This window comes from Cellulomonas fimi ATCC 484 (assembly GCF_000212695.1).
Taxonomy (GTDB): Bacteria; Actinomycetota; Actinomycetes; order Actinomycetales; family Cellulomonadaceae; genus Cellulomonas; species Cellulomonas fimi.
Genome location: NC_015514.1, coordinates 3,225,171 through 3,240,802, shown reverse-complemented (window position 1 = coordinate 3,240,802; position 15,632 = coordinate 3,225,171). Strand labels below are relative to the sequence as shown.

Here is a 15,632-nt window from a genome sequence, read left to right as displayed (position 1 = left end):
GGACCGAAGCCGTCCGCGTGGCGCGGCGTCGACGTCCCTGATGTCCGGCAGAGTTCAGGTCCGGGTGGTCCCGACCGATATCCGCTGGTAGGGGCGGTGTGAGACCGTCCTGGGTGATGCCCGACGGTTCGTCCGTCGGATCCGTTCCGAGCGGGAGGTCCGTGGCGTGCGCAGGTCGTCGGTGGGGGGCGCGGCGCTCGTCGTGCTGGTCGGGCTCGTGGGCGGCTGCACGCAGGTCGAGCCCGACCCGGAGCGCGCCGGGACGGTCGTCGTCGCCGTCGACGCGGACTTCGGCTCGCTCAACGCGGGGACGTCGCAGGGGCGCACCGCAGGCAGCACGCTCGTCCGCTCGCTCGTGCAGTCCGGGTTCGTGTCCGTCGAGGAGGACGGCTCGCCCGCCTTCGACACGTCGTTCGGGACGGTCGAGAAGGTCGCCGACGCGCCGCTCACCGTCCGGTACACGATCGCGGAGACCGCCACGTGGTCGGACGGCGTCCCGGTGACGCCGCACGACCTCGTCCTGGAGTGGGCCGCGCGCAGCGGCATGTACGACGACGTGGTGCCCGAGGTCGACGCCGCCGGGGAGCTGACGAACGGCGACGCGCTCGACGCGGGCGTGGCCTTCGCCGCGACGTCGGCGGCGCTCGTGCACGTCCCGCAGGCCCCGGCGGTCGACGGCGCGACGGTCACGCTCGTCTACGACGCCCCGGTCGCGGACTGGGCGGTCGCGCTCGACGTCAACGTGCCCGCGCACGTCCTCGGGACGAGCGTGCTCGGCGTGGAGGACCCGCAGGAGGCCGCCGCCGCGGTGACGGCGGCGTTCGCCGCCGAGGACAAGGGCGCGCTGCGGTCGCTGTCGCGCGCGTGGCGGACCGCGACGACGGCCGAGCTGCTCGCCGAGGACGCGACGGCCGCCGTCACGACCGGCCCCTACGTCGTCGACCGCGTCGTGCCGGGGCGGACCGTCGAGCTGGTCCGGAACGAGGAGTACGACGGCGAGCGGCCGGCAGCGTACGACCGGGTCGTGCTGCGCACCGACCTCCACCCGCTCGACCAGGTCACGGCGCTGCGGGACGGCGAGGTCGACGTCATCGCACCCGCGGACACCGTCGACGTGCTCGACGCGCTCGACGACGTCGAGGACGTGACGACGGCGGCGGGTGGTGACGCCACGCTGCAGCTGCAGCTCCAGGTCGCGGGCGGGGGAGCGTTCGACCCGGCCGCCTACGAGGGGGACGCGGCGAAGGCCGCGGCGGTGCGCACCGCGTTCCTCGCGACCGTCCCGCGGGACGAGGTCGTCGAGTCGGTCGCGTCGCGCCTGTGGCCGGAGGCGGAGCCGGCGGACGCGCTGCTGCCCGCGGTCGGTCCCGAGGCGGGCGAGGTCGACGGACCCGAGACCGACGTCGCCGCCGCGGAGTCCGCGCTCGCGGCGGCCGGGGTCAGCACCCCGGTCGTCGTCCGCGTGCTCACCAACACGGCTGACCCGGTGCGCCTGCGGGTCCTCGACCTCCTCACCGAGCAGGCCGCGGAGGCCGGCTTCGCGGTGCGCCGGTACGAGCCGGTCGGCGACGTCACGGCGGACCTGCGCGACGCGACCGACGCGTGGGACGTCGCGCTGCTGCCCGTCCCGCAGGCCGACCTCGGGGCCGCGGCGACGGCCGCCCGGTGGCGCACGCAGGGCGCGACGAACGTCACCGGCTGGACGTCGCCCGCGACCGACGCGGCCGTCGACGCCCTGACCACGTCCCTCGACACGGCGGCCCGGCCCGAGGCGCTCGACGCCGTCGCTGCCACGCTCGCAGACGGCGCGGCGGTCCTGTCGCTGGTGCGCCAGCCGGTCCTGGTCGCCACCCGCGAGCCGGACACCGAGACGGCCGACCGGCTCCCGCAGGTGGCCGACGTGCCGCCCCTCGCCCTCAGCCGCGCGGACCTGACGTCGTGGTGGGGGTGGGCCCGCTCCGCGTCCTGACGCGTGACGGGCGCCACGGCGCCCGCAGGGGTCGGGCGGGTAGAATCGTCCGGCGCCACGTCCCGGCGCGCTCCCCACCTGCGAAAGCCGAGTACACCCATGCCTGAGTCCACGACCGTCACCGGCGTGCGCGCCGACCTGCGCAACGTCGCGATCGTGGCCCACGTCGACCACGGGAAGACCACCCTCGTCGACGCGATGCTGTGGCAGTCCGGCGCCTTCGGCGAGCACGCGCACGTCGACGAGCGTGCGATGGACTCCGGCGACCTGGAGCGCGAGAAGGGCATCACGATCCTCGCGAAGAACACCGCGATCCGGTACGCCGGGCCCGCGGCGGCCGCGGCGGGTCAGCCCGACGGCATCACGATCAACGTCATCGACACCCCCGGGCACGCCGACTTCGGCGGCGAGGTCGAGCGCGGCCTGTCGATGGTCGACGGCGTCGTCCTGCTCGTCGACGCGTCCGAGGGCCCGCTGCCGCAGACGCGCTTCGTGCTCCGCAAGGCCCTCGCGGCCAAGCTGCCCGTGATCCTCGTGGTCAACAAGGTCGACCGCCCCGACGCCCGCATCGACGAGGTCGTGCACGAGGCGACCGACCTGCTGCTCGGGCTCGCGTCCGACCTGCACGAGGACGTGCCGGACCTCGACCTCGACGCGATCCTCGACGTCCCCGTCGTCTACGCCGCCGCGAAGGCCGGCCGCGCGTCGCTCACCCAGCCCGCCGACGGCGGCCTGCCGGACTCGGAGGACCTCGAGCCGCTGTTCGCGACGATCCTCGAGAAGATCCCCGCCCCCACGTTCGAGGAGGGCGCCCCGCTGCAGGCGCACGTCACCAACCTCGACGCGTCGCCCTTCCTCGGCCGCCTCGCGCTGCTGCGCATCTTCAACGGCACGCTGCGCAAGGGCCAGACGGTCGCGTGGGCCCGGCAGGACGGGTCGCTGCAGAACGTGCGCATCACCGAGCTGCTCGAGACCAAGGCGCTCGAGCGCGTCCCCACGGACTCCGCCGCCCCCGGCGACATCGTCGCCGTCGCGGGCATCGAGGACATCACGATCGGCGAGACGCTGACCGACCCGGACGACCCGCGGCCGCTGCCGCTCATCACGGTCGACGACCCGGCCATCTCGATGACGATCGGCATCAACACCAGCCCGCTCGCGGGCAAGGGCGGCAAGGGCCACAAGGTCACCGCGCGCCAGGTCAAGGACCGGCTCGACAAGGAGCTCGTCGGCAACGTGTCGCTGCGCGTCGTCCCGACCGACCGGCCGGACGCGTGGGAGGTCCAGGGCCGTGGCGAGCTCGCGCTCGCGATCCTCGTCGAGCAGATGCGCCGCGAGGGCTTCGAGCTGACCGTCGGCAAGCCGCAGGTCGTCACCCGGAAGGTCGACGGCCAGGTGCACGAGCCCGTCGAGCGCATGACGATCGACGTCCCCGAGGAGTACCTCGGCGCGGTCACGCAGCTCCTGGCGCAGCGCAAGGGCCGCATGGAGACCATGTCGAACCACGGCACCGGCTGGGTCCGCATGGAGTTCCTGGTCCCCGCCCGTGGCCTCATCGGCTTCCGCACCCGGTTCCTCACCGACACGCGGGGCACCGGCATCGCGTCGTCCATCTCCGAGGGCTACGAGCCGTGGGCCGGACCGATCGAGACCCGCCAGTCGGGCTCGCTCGTCGCCGACCGCGCGGGCGTCGTGACGCCGTTCGCCATGATCAACCTGCAGGAGCGCGGCTCGTTCTTCGTCGACCCCACGCAGGAGGTCTACGAGGGCATGATCGTCGGCGAGAACTCCCGCAACGAGGACATGGACGTCAACATCACCAAGGAGAAGAAGCTCACCAACATGCGCTCCTCCACGGCGGACAACTTCGAGAACCTCGTGCCGCCGCGCAAGCTCACGCTCGAGGAGTCGCTCGAGTTCGCGCGCGAGGACGAGTGCGTCGAGGTGACCCCGGAGATCGTCCGGATCCGCAAGGTGGTGCTCGACCAGACGGAGCGCGCCCGCATCACCGCGCGCAACAAGAAGTCCTGAGCGTGACGCCGGTCGGCGGGGTCGTCGCGGTGCACGCGCACCCCGACGACGAGAGCCTGTCGACCGGCGCGCTGCTCGCCACCTGGGCCCACGCCGAGCGGCCCGTCACCGTCGTGACCTGCACGCGCGGCGAGCGGGGCGAGGTCATCGGCGCGGACCTGGCGCACCTCGAGGGCGACGGCCCCGCGCTCGCCGCGCACCGGGAGGGTGAGCTCGCGCGCGCGCTCGCGGCGCTCGGCGTGCGCGACCACGTCTTCCTCGACGGAGCGGCGGGCCCTCGTGCCGACCGCTACGAGGACTCCGGCATGGCGTGGCTCGGCGCCGGTCTTGCGGGAAGCACCGCCGACGTGCCGCCCCGCGCGTTCGTCGCGGTGCCCGTCGACGTCGCCGCGGCGCGCCTCGCGCGCGTCCTGCGTGACCGACGCCCGGACGTGGTCGTCACCTACGAGCCCGCCGGCGGGTACGGGCACCCGGACCACGTGCACGCCCACCGCGTCACGGAGCGCGCGCTCGAGCTCGCCGCCACGGCCGCCGACGACGACCACCCGGCGCACCGGGTGCCGACCGTCCTGTGGGCCGCGCAGCGCGAGGACGCCCTGCGCGCGGCGTACCGCGCCCTGGCCCCCACCGCGGACGCCTCCGGTGCGGCACGCGGCGACCGACTGCTCACCGCCCCCGATCCCGGCGGCGACCTGCCGTCCGTCGCGGTCCCCTCCGTCGACGTCGAGGTCGCCGTCCCGCCCGTCCGGGACGCGGTCCTCGCCGCGCTGCGCGCCCACGGGACCCAGGTGCAGGCGGTCGAGGCCGTCGACGGCGACGACGCCCTCGTCGGCCGCTACGCGCTCAGCAACGACGTCCTCGCCCCGCTGCTGCCCACGGAGGGCTACCGGCTCGCGCGCGGCACCACCTCGACCCTGACCGGGGTCGCCGGGATCCGGCCGGTAGCCTGACGCGCGTGCATCCCCTGACGCCCGGCGCGCTCGGCAAGGCCGCCGCGACCTTCGTCCTCGGCCTCCTCGTGGGGGCCGTGGGGACCGTCATGCACCGCAGCACCCCGCCCTGGGGCCTGCTGCTGTGCGTGCTCCTCGTCCTCGGGGCGGGACTGCTGTCCCGTGCGTGGGCCGGGGGAGTCGCGCTCGGGGGCTTCGCCGGCGGGATGTTCCTCAGCGTCACCACGCTCGCCCGCACCGGCCCCGGCGGCGACGTCCTCGTCCCCGCGCAGCAGGGGATCGGCTGGGTGTGGGTGCTGGCCGCGGCCGCCGCGCTCGTCGCCGCCGCGCTCGCCCCCCGCGGGCTCTTCCGGGACGAGCCGCGCACCGAGCGGCCCGCCCGCACCACGGACGAGGTCCAGCCCGCCCCGGACCCCGCACCGTGACGTCCGCGGCCCTGCCCGCGGACGTGTTCCGTGCCGCCGTCGGCCGCCTGCCCGCAGGTGTGGCCGTCGTGACGCTGCGCTGGCGCGGGACCGACCACGCCGCGACCGTCGGGTCCGTCGTGTCGGTGTCGCTCGAGCCCCCGATGCTCCTGTTCTGCGTGCACACCGACGCGCGTCTGCGCGACGCCCTCGACGACGTCGACACGTGGGCCGTCTCCGTCCTCGCCGACGACCAGGCCCCCACCGCGGACTGGCTCGCGTCCGCGGGCCGGCCCGCGTTCGACCAGCTCGCGCGTGTCCCGCACCGCCGCTCGGCCACGACCGACGCCGCCTGGCTCGACGGCGCCGCCGCCTGGTTCGACTGCCGGACCGCCGACGTCCACCGGGCCGGCGACCACGACGTCGTCGTCGGGACCGTCCTGGCCGCGCAGCAGGGCGCGCCCGACGCCGGGGGACTCGTCCACCTGCGCGGCCGGGTGCGCGGCGTCCGCTGACCGCCCGCGTGGCGGACCTGTGCCCGACCTGCGCGCGGCGGGTGAGAAAGCACCCCGGCGCGGCCTGACCTCGCACGATCGTCCCAGGCAAGGGCCGTAGAATCGCGCGGGCGCACGACGCGCGCGCAGACCGCAGGGGAGCAGGATGAGCGACCGGACCGACCGCGACACGACCGACCGGCCGGACGCCGCCGCCGACGAGACGAGGGCGGTCCCCGTCGTGGACCCGGCCGGCGCCGACACCCCCTCGGACGAGACCGGTACCGACGGCGCCGACCAGGCACCCGACGACGCGACGGAGCCCGGCACCGCCGACCCCGTCCCCGGCTCGACCGGGGTCGGTGAGGACGCCGACGCGGTGCCCGCCACCACGGCTGAGGCTGCCGGTGCGGGGACGGATGGCGACGCTCCTGCGGACGAGACGACCGCCGAGGACGCCGCGGCCGGTGCCGCGATCGGCGACGACGCCGCGGCACATGCCGTGACCACCGCCGACGTGACCACCGCCGACGTGACCACCGCCGACGTGACCACCGCCGACGCGACCGCCGCCGACGCGACCGCCGCCGACTCGGACACCGCCGACGCCACCGCCGCCGACTTGGGCGCCGCTGACGCGACCGCCGCCAACGTGAGCGCCGCTGACTCGGACACCGCCGACGCGACCGCCGCCGACGCCGCTGCCGCTGACACGGCCGTCGCCGACGCCGCTGGAACGGACGCCGTCGACGCGACCGCGGCCGACGTGACCGCCGACGACAGGACCGCTGCCGACGTGCCCGCGGACGGCGCCCCTGCACGCGACGTGACTGCCGACGACGCCCCGATCGGTGCCGCGACGGTCGACGACTCCTCGCGTGGCGACGCCGCGACCGACGCGCCCACCGTCGAGGACTCCGGTGCCGACCCGGCAGCGGACGCGGGTGCCGAGGGCCGTGGCGAGCTCGCCGAGCCGCACGCGGGCTCCCCGGTCGACGCCTCCGCCGCCGCTGTCACCGGTGCCACCGCGTCCACCGAGGACGACGCGGTGGTCGCCGAGCACGCCACGACGCCCGCCGAGGACCGCTCGACGGGTGCCGGCGTGCCAGGCGCCGCGGACACCGGCTCCGTGACGCCGGGCGACGCCGCCGCGACGCCGCCCACCGCACGCGAGAGCGCGACGCCGACTGCGACCGCCACCGAGCCGACCACGGACGCCACGCCCGCGTCGGCCAGCGGTGACCGGCCGGCCGGCCGCGACCTCGGCGCGGAGCGTGCCCCCGACGCCGCTGCGACCTCCGAGTCCTCGCGCGCCGACGACGCTGGTGCGGGCACCTCGCCCGCCGACGCGGAGGCCCCCGTCTGGCCCGTCTGGGGCGGTGCGACCAGCGCCGCTCCCGTGCGCACCTCGCCGCCCGTGCCCACCGGCGAGGCGACCGGGACACCGGTCGTGGCGAGCTCGACTCCCGAAGCCGGGACGTCCGCCGCCTCCGCCGCCCGGACGACGGAGACGTCCGCGCCCGCCGGGCCGGCGACGGAACCGCCCGCGACACCGTCGACGCCCGCTGCCTCCGCGGCCGGCCCGGAGCAGACGAGCGCTGCTCCCGGCACTGCCGCACCGGCGCAGGCGCTCGCAGGAGCCGGGCACCCCGCCGCCGAGGACCGGTCGTCCGCGGCGACCCGCCCGACCAGCGCCGAGCCGGCGCCCGAGGCCCCGGCCGCTCCGCGTGCAGCGGCCGCGGCAGGCGCTCCGGCCGTCCCGTCGGCGAACGCTCCCGCGGGCACTCCGGCCGCGCCCCCGGCGACCACACCCGCGGGCGCCCCGCCCGCGCTCCCGGCGACCGCACCCGCGGCGGCTGCGCCGTCCCCGGCCACGGCCTCGCCGACCCCGGCCTCGTCGACCACGCAGCCCCCGGCCCAGCAGGCCGGGCCGCCCCGTTCGGCACCGGCGCAGCCCACGGCCTCCGCGGCCGGCGGTCCTGCGTCGCCGGCGGCCCCGCAGCCCCCCGCGCGGACCGCGACGCCGACCTCTGCCGGACCGACCGGCGCAGGCGCGCCCGGCCCGAGCGGGGCAGGCGCGCCCGGCCCGACCGGCGCAGGCTCGACCGGCGCAGGCGCGCCCGGCCCGAGCGGCGCGAGCGCGCCGGGCGCGGGGCATCCGGCGGCGGCTGGCGCGGCACCGGGTGGCGCGGCCGGAGCCGTGCCTCCCACGGGCCCCGCGCCGGTGCGGCCCGCGGGAGCGACTTACCCGGGTGCGGCGGCGACGGCTGCCGCAGCCGCCGCGGCAGGGACCTCCTCCGCAGCCGTCGCCTCCTCGGCGGCCGGAGCCTCCTCCGCTGCCACGACGACGCCCCCGACTCGTCCCGTGACCCCGCCGACGGCGCCGGCGGGGTCGGGCGGCGCGGTGCCGAACCCGGCCGCGCGCCCCGCGGCCGGCCAGGCGCCGGCTGCCCCGCCCACCTCGGGTCCGCGGCCTCCCGCGGCACCGCCCGAGCCGGCACGCGCGGCGGGCACCGCGGCGGCACCGGCCGCGGCCGGCCCGTTCTCGCCGGTCGGCGGCAGCCGCCCGGACCCCCTCACGCCGCGGATCGCGTCCGGCCCGGTGCCTCCGCAGCCCGCGGAGGAGCGCGAGCCGTCGCCGCTCGACGTGTTCGAGCCGGAGGAGCGGCGCCGGCCGTGGCTCAAGCCGCTGCTCGTGGTCGCGATCGTGCTGGTCGTGCTGGTCGGCGGGTACGTCGGTGCGTCGTACGCGCTGGGCGACCGCGTGCCGAACGGGGCGACGGTCGCGGGCGTCGACATCGGCGGGCTGACGTCGCAGGACGCCGTCGCACGGCTCGAGGAGTCGCTCGCGGACGCGTCGACGGAGCCGATCCCGGTCGAGGCGCAGGACGTGCAGGCGACGATCGACCCCGCCGCGGCGGGCCTGACGTTCGACCCGCAGGCGACGGTCGACGGGCTCACGGGCGTCCGGCTCGCGGAGCCCGCGCGGCTGTGGCGGCACGTGGTCGGCGCGGGCGAGACGACGCCGGTGACGTCCGTGGACGACGCGGCGCTGGAGTCGGCGGTCGAGGGCCTCGGGTCCTCGCTCGTGCTGGCCCCGGTCGACGGGACGGTCGTCTTCGCGGACGGCGAGGCGCACGCGACGCAGGCCGTCGACGGCTGGGAGCTCGACTCGGAGGGTGCGCTCGACGTGGTCCGGCGGGACTGGCTCGCGGGTGAGCGCCCGCTCGAGCTGCCGACGACCACGGTCGAGCCCGACATCACGCAGGCGGAGACGGACGCGGCGCTCGCGGACGTCGCGACGCCGCTCGCGTCGGCGCCGGTGACGGTCGCGGTCGCCGACCGGCAGGCCACGCTCGAGCCGGACGTGCTGACGGCGAACGCGTCGCTCGTGCCGACGGACGGGGACCTGGTCCTGCAGCTCAACGGCGAGGCGCTCGTCGAGTCGGTGCTGGGCCAGCTGCCGGACCTGCTCACGACGTCGGAGGACGCGCACTTCGACCTGTCGTCGGGGACGCCGGTGATCGTGCCGGGGACGCCGGGGACGACGCTGGACCCGGCCGCGCTGGCGACGGCGGTGGCGGGTGCGGCGGTCGCGCCGGACCGGACGGCCCGCGTCGAGCTGGTGCAGTCCGACCCGAGCGAGTCGACGGCGGAGCTGGAGGCCCTCGGCGTCAAGGAGATCGTGTCGGAGTTCTCGACGCCCCTGACGGCGGAGCCGCGCCGCACACGCAACATCACGAACGGCGCGGCGAACATCAGCGGCACGCTGGTCCGTCCCGGCGAGACGTTCAGCCTCACGGAGGCGCTGGGGCCGGTCGACGCGGCGCATGGCTACGTGCAGGCGGGCGCGATCGTCAGCGGGGAGCACGTCGACGCGTGGGGCGGCGGCCTGTCGCAGATCTCGACGACGACGTACAACGCGGCGCACTTCGCCGGCTTCGAGGACGTCGAGCACAAGCCGCACAGCGAGTGGTTCGCGCGCTACCCGGAGGGCCGTGAGGCGACGATCTTCACGGGCACGCTCGACATGCGCTGGAAGAACAACACGCCGTACGGCGCGCTCGTACAGGCGTGGGTCGACGGCGGGCGGGTGTACGTGCGGATCTGGGGCACGAAGTACTGGACGGTGGAGTCGACGACGAGCCCGCGCTCGGGCGTCGTGTCGCCGACGACGGTGTACTCGCAGTCGCCGACGTGCGAGCCGCAGTCCGCGGGCAACCCGGGCTTCTCGGTCACGGTGACCCGCAAGCTCTACCTCGACGGCGAGCTCAAGGACACCGACACGAACTCGTGGCGGTACAAGCCGCAGAACAAGGTCGTGTGCGGGACCGCGCCGACGCCGGGAGCCGCCCCGACGCCGTGACCCTCGCGACCGCCGCGGGCGCTCGGCGTCAGCGGCGGTCGCGGCGGGGCGGGGGCGGGGGGACGCGCTTGGCGAGGAACACGTCGGCGGCGGGCACGTCGACGACGCCCGCGCGGGTGCGGACGGTCAGGCCGTCGTCGTCGCACCGCAGCACCTCGCCGAGCACGTCGGTGAGCCGGGGCTCTCCTGCGCCGGGCTCGTCGGGGCGGCGACGCCGCACGACGACCCGCTCGCCGGGCACGAACTCCCGCCAGTCGGTGCTCACGTCGTCCACCACCGTGGACACCAGGTCACGCCGCGTCGCATGTGGGGGATACTAGGCAGACCCCCTGCGCGTTGGAGGACGCACCGTGACGTATGTGATCGCCGAGCCTTGTGTGGACGTCAAGGACAAGGCGTGCATCGAGGAATGTCCCGTGGACTGCATCTACGAGGGCAAGCGGTCGCTGTACATCCACCCCGACGAGTGCGTCGACTGCGGGGCGTGCGAGCCGGTGTGCCCGGTCGAGGCGATCTACTACGAGGACGACGTCCCCGAGCAGTGGAGCGAGTACTACAAGGCGAACGTCGAGTTCTTCGACGACCTCGGCTCGCCGGGCGGCGCCGCGAAGATGGGTGAGATCGACAAGGACCACCCGATCATCGCCACGCTGCCGCTGCGCGTGCACGGCGACTGACCAGCGCCGTTGGGCCTGGTCACCGGCACGCTGCCGGACTTCCCCTGGGACACGCTCACGCCCTACGCGGAACGCGCGCGCGCCCACCCGGACGGCATCGTCGACCTGTCGGTCGGCACCCCGGTCGACCCGACGCCGCAGGTGGTGCGTGACGCGCTCGCCGAGGCGGCGGACTGGCCGGGGTACCCGCTGACGCACGGCACGCCGGACCTGCGCGACGCGGTCGTGCGCTGGTTCGCGCGCCGGCGCGGAGTCCCGGGCCTGGACCCGCGGGCGGTGCTCCCGACAGTCGGCTCGAAGGAGCTCGTCGCGCTGCTGCCGTCGCTGCTCGGCCTGGGCGCGGGCGACGTGGTGCTGCACCCGGCGACGGCGTACCCGACCTACGACGTCGGCGCCCGGCTCGCTGGCGCCACGCCGGTCCCGACCGCCGACCCGGCGACGCTGCTCGAGCAGCGCGCGGGGGACGTGCGGCTCGTGTGGCTGAACTCGCCGGGCAACCCGGACGGGTCGGTGCTCGGGGTCGAGGAGCTGCGCCGGGTCGTCGACGCGGCGCGGGCCGCGGCGGAGCGTGACGGGCATCCGGTCGTGGTCGCGTCGGACGAGTGCTACGCGGAGCTCGCGTGGGACGAGCCGTGGGCGTCGTCGGGCGTGCCGAGCGTGCTGGACCCGCGCGTCACGGGCGGCGACCTCACGGGTCTGCTCGCGGTGTACTCGCTGTCCAAGCAGTCGAACCTCGCGGGCTACCGTGCAGCCTTCGTCGCGGGCGACCCCGCCCTGGTGGCGTCGCTGCTCGAGGTCCGCAAGCACATGGGCATGATCGTGCCCGGGCCGGTGCAGGCGGTCACGACCGCGGCGCTGGACGACGACGCGCACGTCGCGGAGCAGCGCGAGCGGTACCGCCGGCGGCGCGGGCTGCTGCGGGCGGCGTTCGAGGGCGCCGGGTACGCGGTCGACCGGTCGTCGGCCGGGCTCTACCTGTGGGTGCGACCGGAGGGGGCGCGGCAGGACTGCTGGGCGACCGTCGGGGACCTCGCCGGGCAGGGCATCCTCGTCGCGCCGGGGGAGTTCTACGGCGCCGCGGCGGCGGGTCACGTGCGCGTGGCGCTCACCGTCTCGGACGAGCGCGCGGCCGTCGCGGCGGCGCGTCTGGCGGGCGCGTGAGCACCGCCGAGAGAGCACTTGTGACGACTGTCACACCGGGACCCAGGTCCCGTCGAGGATTGGTCAGGGCAGGCTAGCCGCAGGTACCGTCGAGCTGGCCAACGAGGGCCCCAGCAGCTGGCCGAGCAGGCCGCACGAACCGACCGAACCCGAGCCCAGCGCACCTCCTGGGCCCGGGGCGTCGCAGGAAGGAACCACATGTCGGACGTCGTCGCCGCGCCGGTCCAGCTGATCGTCGACGGGCAGTCCCGGGACCTGCCGGTCGTGACCGCGTCCGAGGGGAACGACGGCATCGTCGTCGCCACGCTGCTGCGCGACACCGGGCTCGTCACGGTCGACCCGGGCTTCATGAACACCGCGTCGTGCGAGTCGAAGATCACCTACATCGACGGCGACGCCGGCATCCTGCGCTACCGCGGCTACCCGATCGAGCAGCTCGCGGAGCACTCCTCGTTCCTCGAGGTCGCGTACCTGCTGATCCACGGCGCGCTGCCGAGCACCAGCGAGCTGCAGGCGTTCGAGGAGCGCGTCAACCGGCACACGCTGGTGCACGAGGACTTCCGGACGTTCATGGGGACGTTCCCGCGCAACGCGCACCCGATGGCGGTCATGTCGTCGGCGCTCAACGCGCTGTCGACGTTCTACCCGGAGTCGCTCGACCCGCACGACCCCGAGGCCGTCGAGCTCGCGACCGTCCTGATCCTGGCGAAGACGCGCACCATCACGTCCTACGTGCACCGCACGTCCAAGGGCGAGCCGCTGCTGTACCCCGACTACTCGCGCGGGTACGTCGAGGACTTCCTGCGCATGACCTTCGCGGTGCCGTACCAGCAGTACGAGCCCGACCCGGTCGTCGTTCGGGCCCTCGACAAGCTGCTCATCCTGCACGCCGACCACGAGCAGAACTGCTCGACGTCGACGGTGCGGATCGTCGGCTCCTCCAACGCCAACCTGTACGCCTCGGTCGCGGCGGGCATCAACGCGCTGTCCGGCCCGCTGCACGGCGGCGCCAACGAGGCCGTGCTCAAGATGCTCGCCGAGATCAAGGCGAACGGCGGCGACGCCTCGGCGTTCATGAAGCGCGTCAAGGACAAGGAGCCCGGCGTCCGCCTCATGGGCTTCGGGCACCGCGTCTACAAGAACTACGACCCGCGCGCGGCGAACGTGAAGGAGAGCGCCGACGCGGTGCTGGCTGCCCTCGGCAAGGACGACGAGCTGCTCGACCTGGCCCGCGGGCTCGAGGAGATCGCGCTCAACGACGACTACTTCGTGTCCCGCAAGCTCTACCCGAACGTGGACTTCTACACGGGCCTCATCTACAAGGCGATGGGCTTCTCGGAGTCGATGTTCACGCCGCTGTTCGCGCTCGGCCGCATGCCCGGCTGGATCGCGCAGTGGCGCGAGATGATGCTCGACCCGCAGACGAAGATCGGCCGCCCGCGCCAGGTGTACACGGGCGCGACCGAGCGCGACTACGTGCAGGTCGCCGACCGCTGAGCCCGCCGACGACGCCGGACCGTCACCGACGGCTCCGGCGTCGTCGCACGTCCGGGCCCCGGCGCGCGACGCCGTGACGGCCGTGCGGGTCGCACCGCTCCGGCCGGCCGGTCCGCGCGCGCGTCAGGACAGGGTCAGCCGCACGATGCCGTCGTCGGGGGAGGCGGTCGCTGCGGCCGCGGTCCACTCCTGCGCGCCGCGGTCCCACACGCGCCCGCCCGCCTCGACACGCGCCAGGCCGAGCGGCGACGCGACGGCGACGCCCCACTGCGCGACCGCCCAGGTGACCCGTCCGGCACCGCTCGGGTCCACGACCGTCAGGGGCGACGGGTCGACGAGCAGGACGGTGCGCCCCGCGTCGTCGGTCGACGTGGTGACCGGGAGCTCGCCGAGGTCGCGGTGCAGGCGCGCCGTCACCGTTGCGGCGTCGACGGTGCCCGGCGCGGCGTCGTCGAGCGTGCAGGTCACGGCCGCCGGCGACCAACCCGTGAGCGCGGACGCCCAGGCGCGCGACCGGCCCTCGTGCTGCGCGTAGGCGTCCGGGAAGCCCGAGCGCTGCACGGCCTGCGCCGCCTCGGTGATCGGCAGGTCCTGGTAGCCGTCGACCTCGACGAGCCCGTCGTAGAAGCGTCCCGTCGCGTAGACGGGGTCGAGGATCTGCTCGGGCGTGCCCCAGCCCTGGGAGGGACGCTGCTGGAACAGCCCGAGCGAGTCGCGGTCGCCGTAGTCGACGTTGACGAGCTTCGACTCCTGCAGCGCGGTCGCCAGGCCGATCGTCGCGGCCCGCGCGGGCAGCCCACGGCGCACCGCGGTGCCCGCGACGAGCGCGGCGTTGTCCGCCTGCTCGGGGTCCAGGTACCAGCTCGTGCCGTCGATCGTCGCCGCGCACCGCTGGACGAGGGGCGGCGCGCTCTCGTGAGCGCGCAGCAGCCCGACGACGCCGGCGACGGCCGCTGCGAGCACCACGACGAGCGCGAGCGCGCCGCAGCCGACGCGGGTCGCGGTGCGTCGACGGGAGCGGCGGCGGGCCACGGCGTCAGTTCGCGTGCAGCGCGGCGTTGAGCTCGACCCCGGCGCCTGCGCGGGCGACCGCCTCGACACCGCCGGTGAGCGAGTTGCGGCGGAACAGCACGCCGTGCGCGCCTGCGAGCTCGCGCGCCTTGACCACGCGGGGCTCGGCGGCCGTGTCGGGGCTGCCGTCGGCGCCCCAGCCGATGAGCGTGACCTTGGTGCCCGCGGTGACGTACAGGCCGGCCTCGACGACGCAGTCGTCGCCGAGGGCGATGCCCAGCCCCGAGTTCGCGCCGAGCAGGCTGCGCCGGCCGACGGACACGACGACCTTCCCGCCGCCGGACAGCGTGCCCATGATCGACGCGCCGCCGCCGACGTCCGAGCCGTCGCCCACGACGACGCCCGAGGAGATGCGGCCCTCGACCATCGACGTGCCGAGCGTGCCGGCGTTGAAGTTGACGAACCCCTCGTGCATCACGGTCGTGCCGGCCGCGAGGTGCGCGCCCAGGCGCACGCGGTCCGCGTCGGCCACCCGCACCCCGGACGGGACGACGTAGTCGACCATGCGCGGGAACTTGTCGACGCCGAGCACCGTGACGGGGACGCCCGTCGCGGCGCGCAGCCGGGCACGGGTGAGCTCGAAGCCCTCGACCGCGCACGGGCCGCGGTCCGTCCACACGACGTTGGGCAGGACGCCGAAGACGCCGTCGAGGTTCTGGCCGTGCGGGGCGACGAGGCGGTGCGACAGCAGGTGCAGGCGCAGGTACGCGTCGGCGGTGTCCGCGGGCGGGGAGTCGAGGTCCACCACGGTCAGCACGACCTCGACGCTGACGCCTCGCGCCTCGTCGACGCGTGCGGCGGCCGTGAGCTCGGCGGGGGCGACGGCGTCGGCGGGCGGCTCGCCCAGCGCGGGCGCGGGGTACCAGGTGTCGAGCGTGGCGCCGTCGGCGGCGATCGTGGCCAGGCCGAAGCCCCAGGCCGTGCGTGCTGTCATGCCGACAACCCTAGACAACGCCCGCGACCTACCGTGCGGTAGCGGACGGCCCCGCCGCACCGCGCGCCCGGCGGCTAG

12 protein-coding genes are annotated in these 15,632 nt (G+C 75.8%); 9 read left to right on the top strand and 3 right to left on the bottom strand.

Translation table 11 applies throughout. The annotated features are described in order from the left end of the window. The first annotated feature begins 166 nt into the window (after nucleotides 1-166). The 6 genes from CELF_RS14630 to CELF_RS19620 all read left to right on the top strand — a co-directional run bounded on the left by CELF_RS14630 (nucleotide 167) and on the right by CELF_RS19620 (nucleotide 10,214). Nucleotides 167-1,969 carry an ABC transporter substrate-binding protein gene (locus tag CELF_RS14630; RefSeq protein WP_013772049.1) on the top strand — a complete coding sequence of 601 codons (1,803 nt, stop codon included), beginning with the start codon at nucleotides 167-169 and terminating at the stop codon, nucleotides 1,967-1,969. A 99-nt stretch (nucleotides 1,970-2,068) separates the two neighbouring features. Next, nucleotides 2,069-4,000, top strand: a complete 1,932-nt coding sequence (gene typA, locus CELF_RS14625; protein WP_013772048.1) for a translational GTPase TypA — start codon at nucleotides 2,069-2,071, stop codon at nucleotides 3,998-4,000. A gap of 2 nt (nucleotides 4,001-4,002) precedes the next feature. Then, complete coding sequence (locus CELF_RS14620; protein ID WP_013772047.1) at nucleotides 4,003-4,950, top strand: PIG-L family deacetylase; 948 nt, start codon at nucleotides 4,003-4,005, stop codon at nucleotides 4,948-4,950. Nucleotides 4,951-4,955: 5 nt separating this feature from the next. After that, complete coding sequence (locus tag CELF_RS19625; protein ID WP_013772046.1) at nucleotides 4,956-5,375, top strand: hypothetical protein; 420 nt, start codon at nucleotides 4,956-4,958, stop codon at nucleotides 5,373-5,375. Next, a complete protein-coding gene (locus CELF_RS14610; protein ID WP_013772045.1) occupies nucleotides 5,372-5,869 on the top strand; it encodes a flavin reductase family protein in 498 nt (165 codons plus the stop codon). Before CELF_RS19625 ends, CELF_RS14610 begins: the two co-directional genes overlap by 4 nt. A 145-nt stretch (nucleotides 5,870-6,014) precedes the next feature. Continuing rightward, a complete protein-coding gene (locus CELF_RS19620) occupies nucleotides 6,015-10,214 on the top strand; it encodes a VanW family protein (RefSeq protein WP_013772044.1) in 4,200 nt (1,399 codons plus the stop codon). 28 nt (nucleotides 10,215-10,242) lie between these two features. Here CELF_RS19620 and CELF_RS14600 read toward each other — a convergent pair whose 3' ends face one another. Continuing rightward, nucleotides 10,243-10,479: a putative acetyltransferase gene (locus CELF_RS14600; protein ID WP_041554446.1), complete on the bottom strand. Its 237-nt coding sequence runs from the start codon at nucleotides 10,477-10,479 to the stop codon at nucleotides 10,243-10,245. Between the two features lie 85 nt (nucleotides 10,480-10,564). On the opposite strand from CELF_RS14600, the gene fdxA reads away from it, so the two are divergent. From fdxA to CELF_RS14585, 3 genes are all read left to right on the top strand, one after another. Further along, nucleotides 10,565-10,891: a ferredoxin gene (gene fdxA / locus CELF_RS14595; protein ID WP_013772042.1), complete on the top strand. Its 327-nt coding sequence runs from the start codon at nucleotides 10,565-10,567 to the stop codon at nucleotides 10,889-10,891. Between the two features lie 9 nt (nucleotides 10,892-10,900). Continuing rightward, nucleotides 10,901-12,052 (top strand): succinyldiaminopimelate transaminase, encoded by a 1,152-nt coding sequence (gene dapC / locus CELF_RS14590; RefSeq protein WP_013772041.1) that lies wholly within the window; start codon nucleotides 10,901-10,903, stop codon nucleotides 12,050-12,052. Nucleotides 12,053-12,250: 198 nt separating this feature from the next. Further along, nucleotides 12,251-13,549: a citrate synthase gene (locus CELF_RS14585; RefSeq protein ID WP_013772040.1), complete on the top strand. Its 1,299-nt coding sequence runs from the start codon at nucleotides 12,251-12,253 to the stop codon at nucleotides 13,547-13,549. Between the two features lie 123 nt (nucleotides 13,550-13,672). On the opposite strand, the gene CELF_RS20725 is transcribed toward CELF_RS14585, so the two are convergent. Next, a complete protein-coding gene (locus CELF_RS20725; protein ID WP_013772039.1) occupies nucleotides 13,673-14,581 on the bottom strand; it encodes a hypothetical protein in 909 nt (302 codons plus the stop codon). 4 nt (nucleotides 14,582-14,585) lie between these two features. Then, nucleotides 14,586-15,554 (bottom strand): 2,3,4,5-tetrahydropyridine-2,6-dicarboxylate N-succinyltransferase, encoded by a 969-nt coding sequence (gene dapD, locus CELF_RS14575; protein ID WP_013772038.1) that lies wholly within the window; start codon nucleotides 15,552-15,554, stop codon nucleotides 14,586-14,588. Nucleotides 15,555-15,632: the final 78 nt, after the last annotated feature.

Bases quoted from the DNA above. Each gene is read 5' to 3' on its own strand.
- CELF_RS19620 (WP_013772044.1), top strand. From the start codon at position 6,015: ATGAGCGACCGGACCGACCGCGACACGACCGACCGGCCGGACGCCGCC.
- typA (WP_013772048.1), top strand. From the start codon at position 2,069: ATGCCTGAGTCCACGACCGTCACCGGCGTGCGCGCCGACCTGCGCAAC.
- CELF_RS14585 (WP_013772040.1), top strand. From the start codon at position 12,251: ATGTCGGACGTCGTCGCCGCGCCGGTCCAGCTGATCGTCGACGGGCAG.
- dapD (WP_013772038.1), bottom strand. From the start codon at position 15,554: ATGACAGCACGCACGGCCTGGGGCTTCGGCCTGGCCACGATCGCCGCC.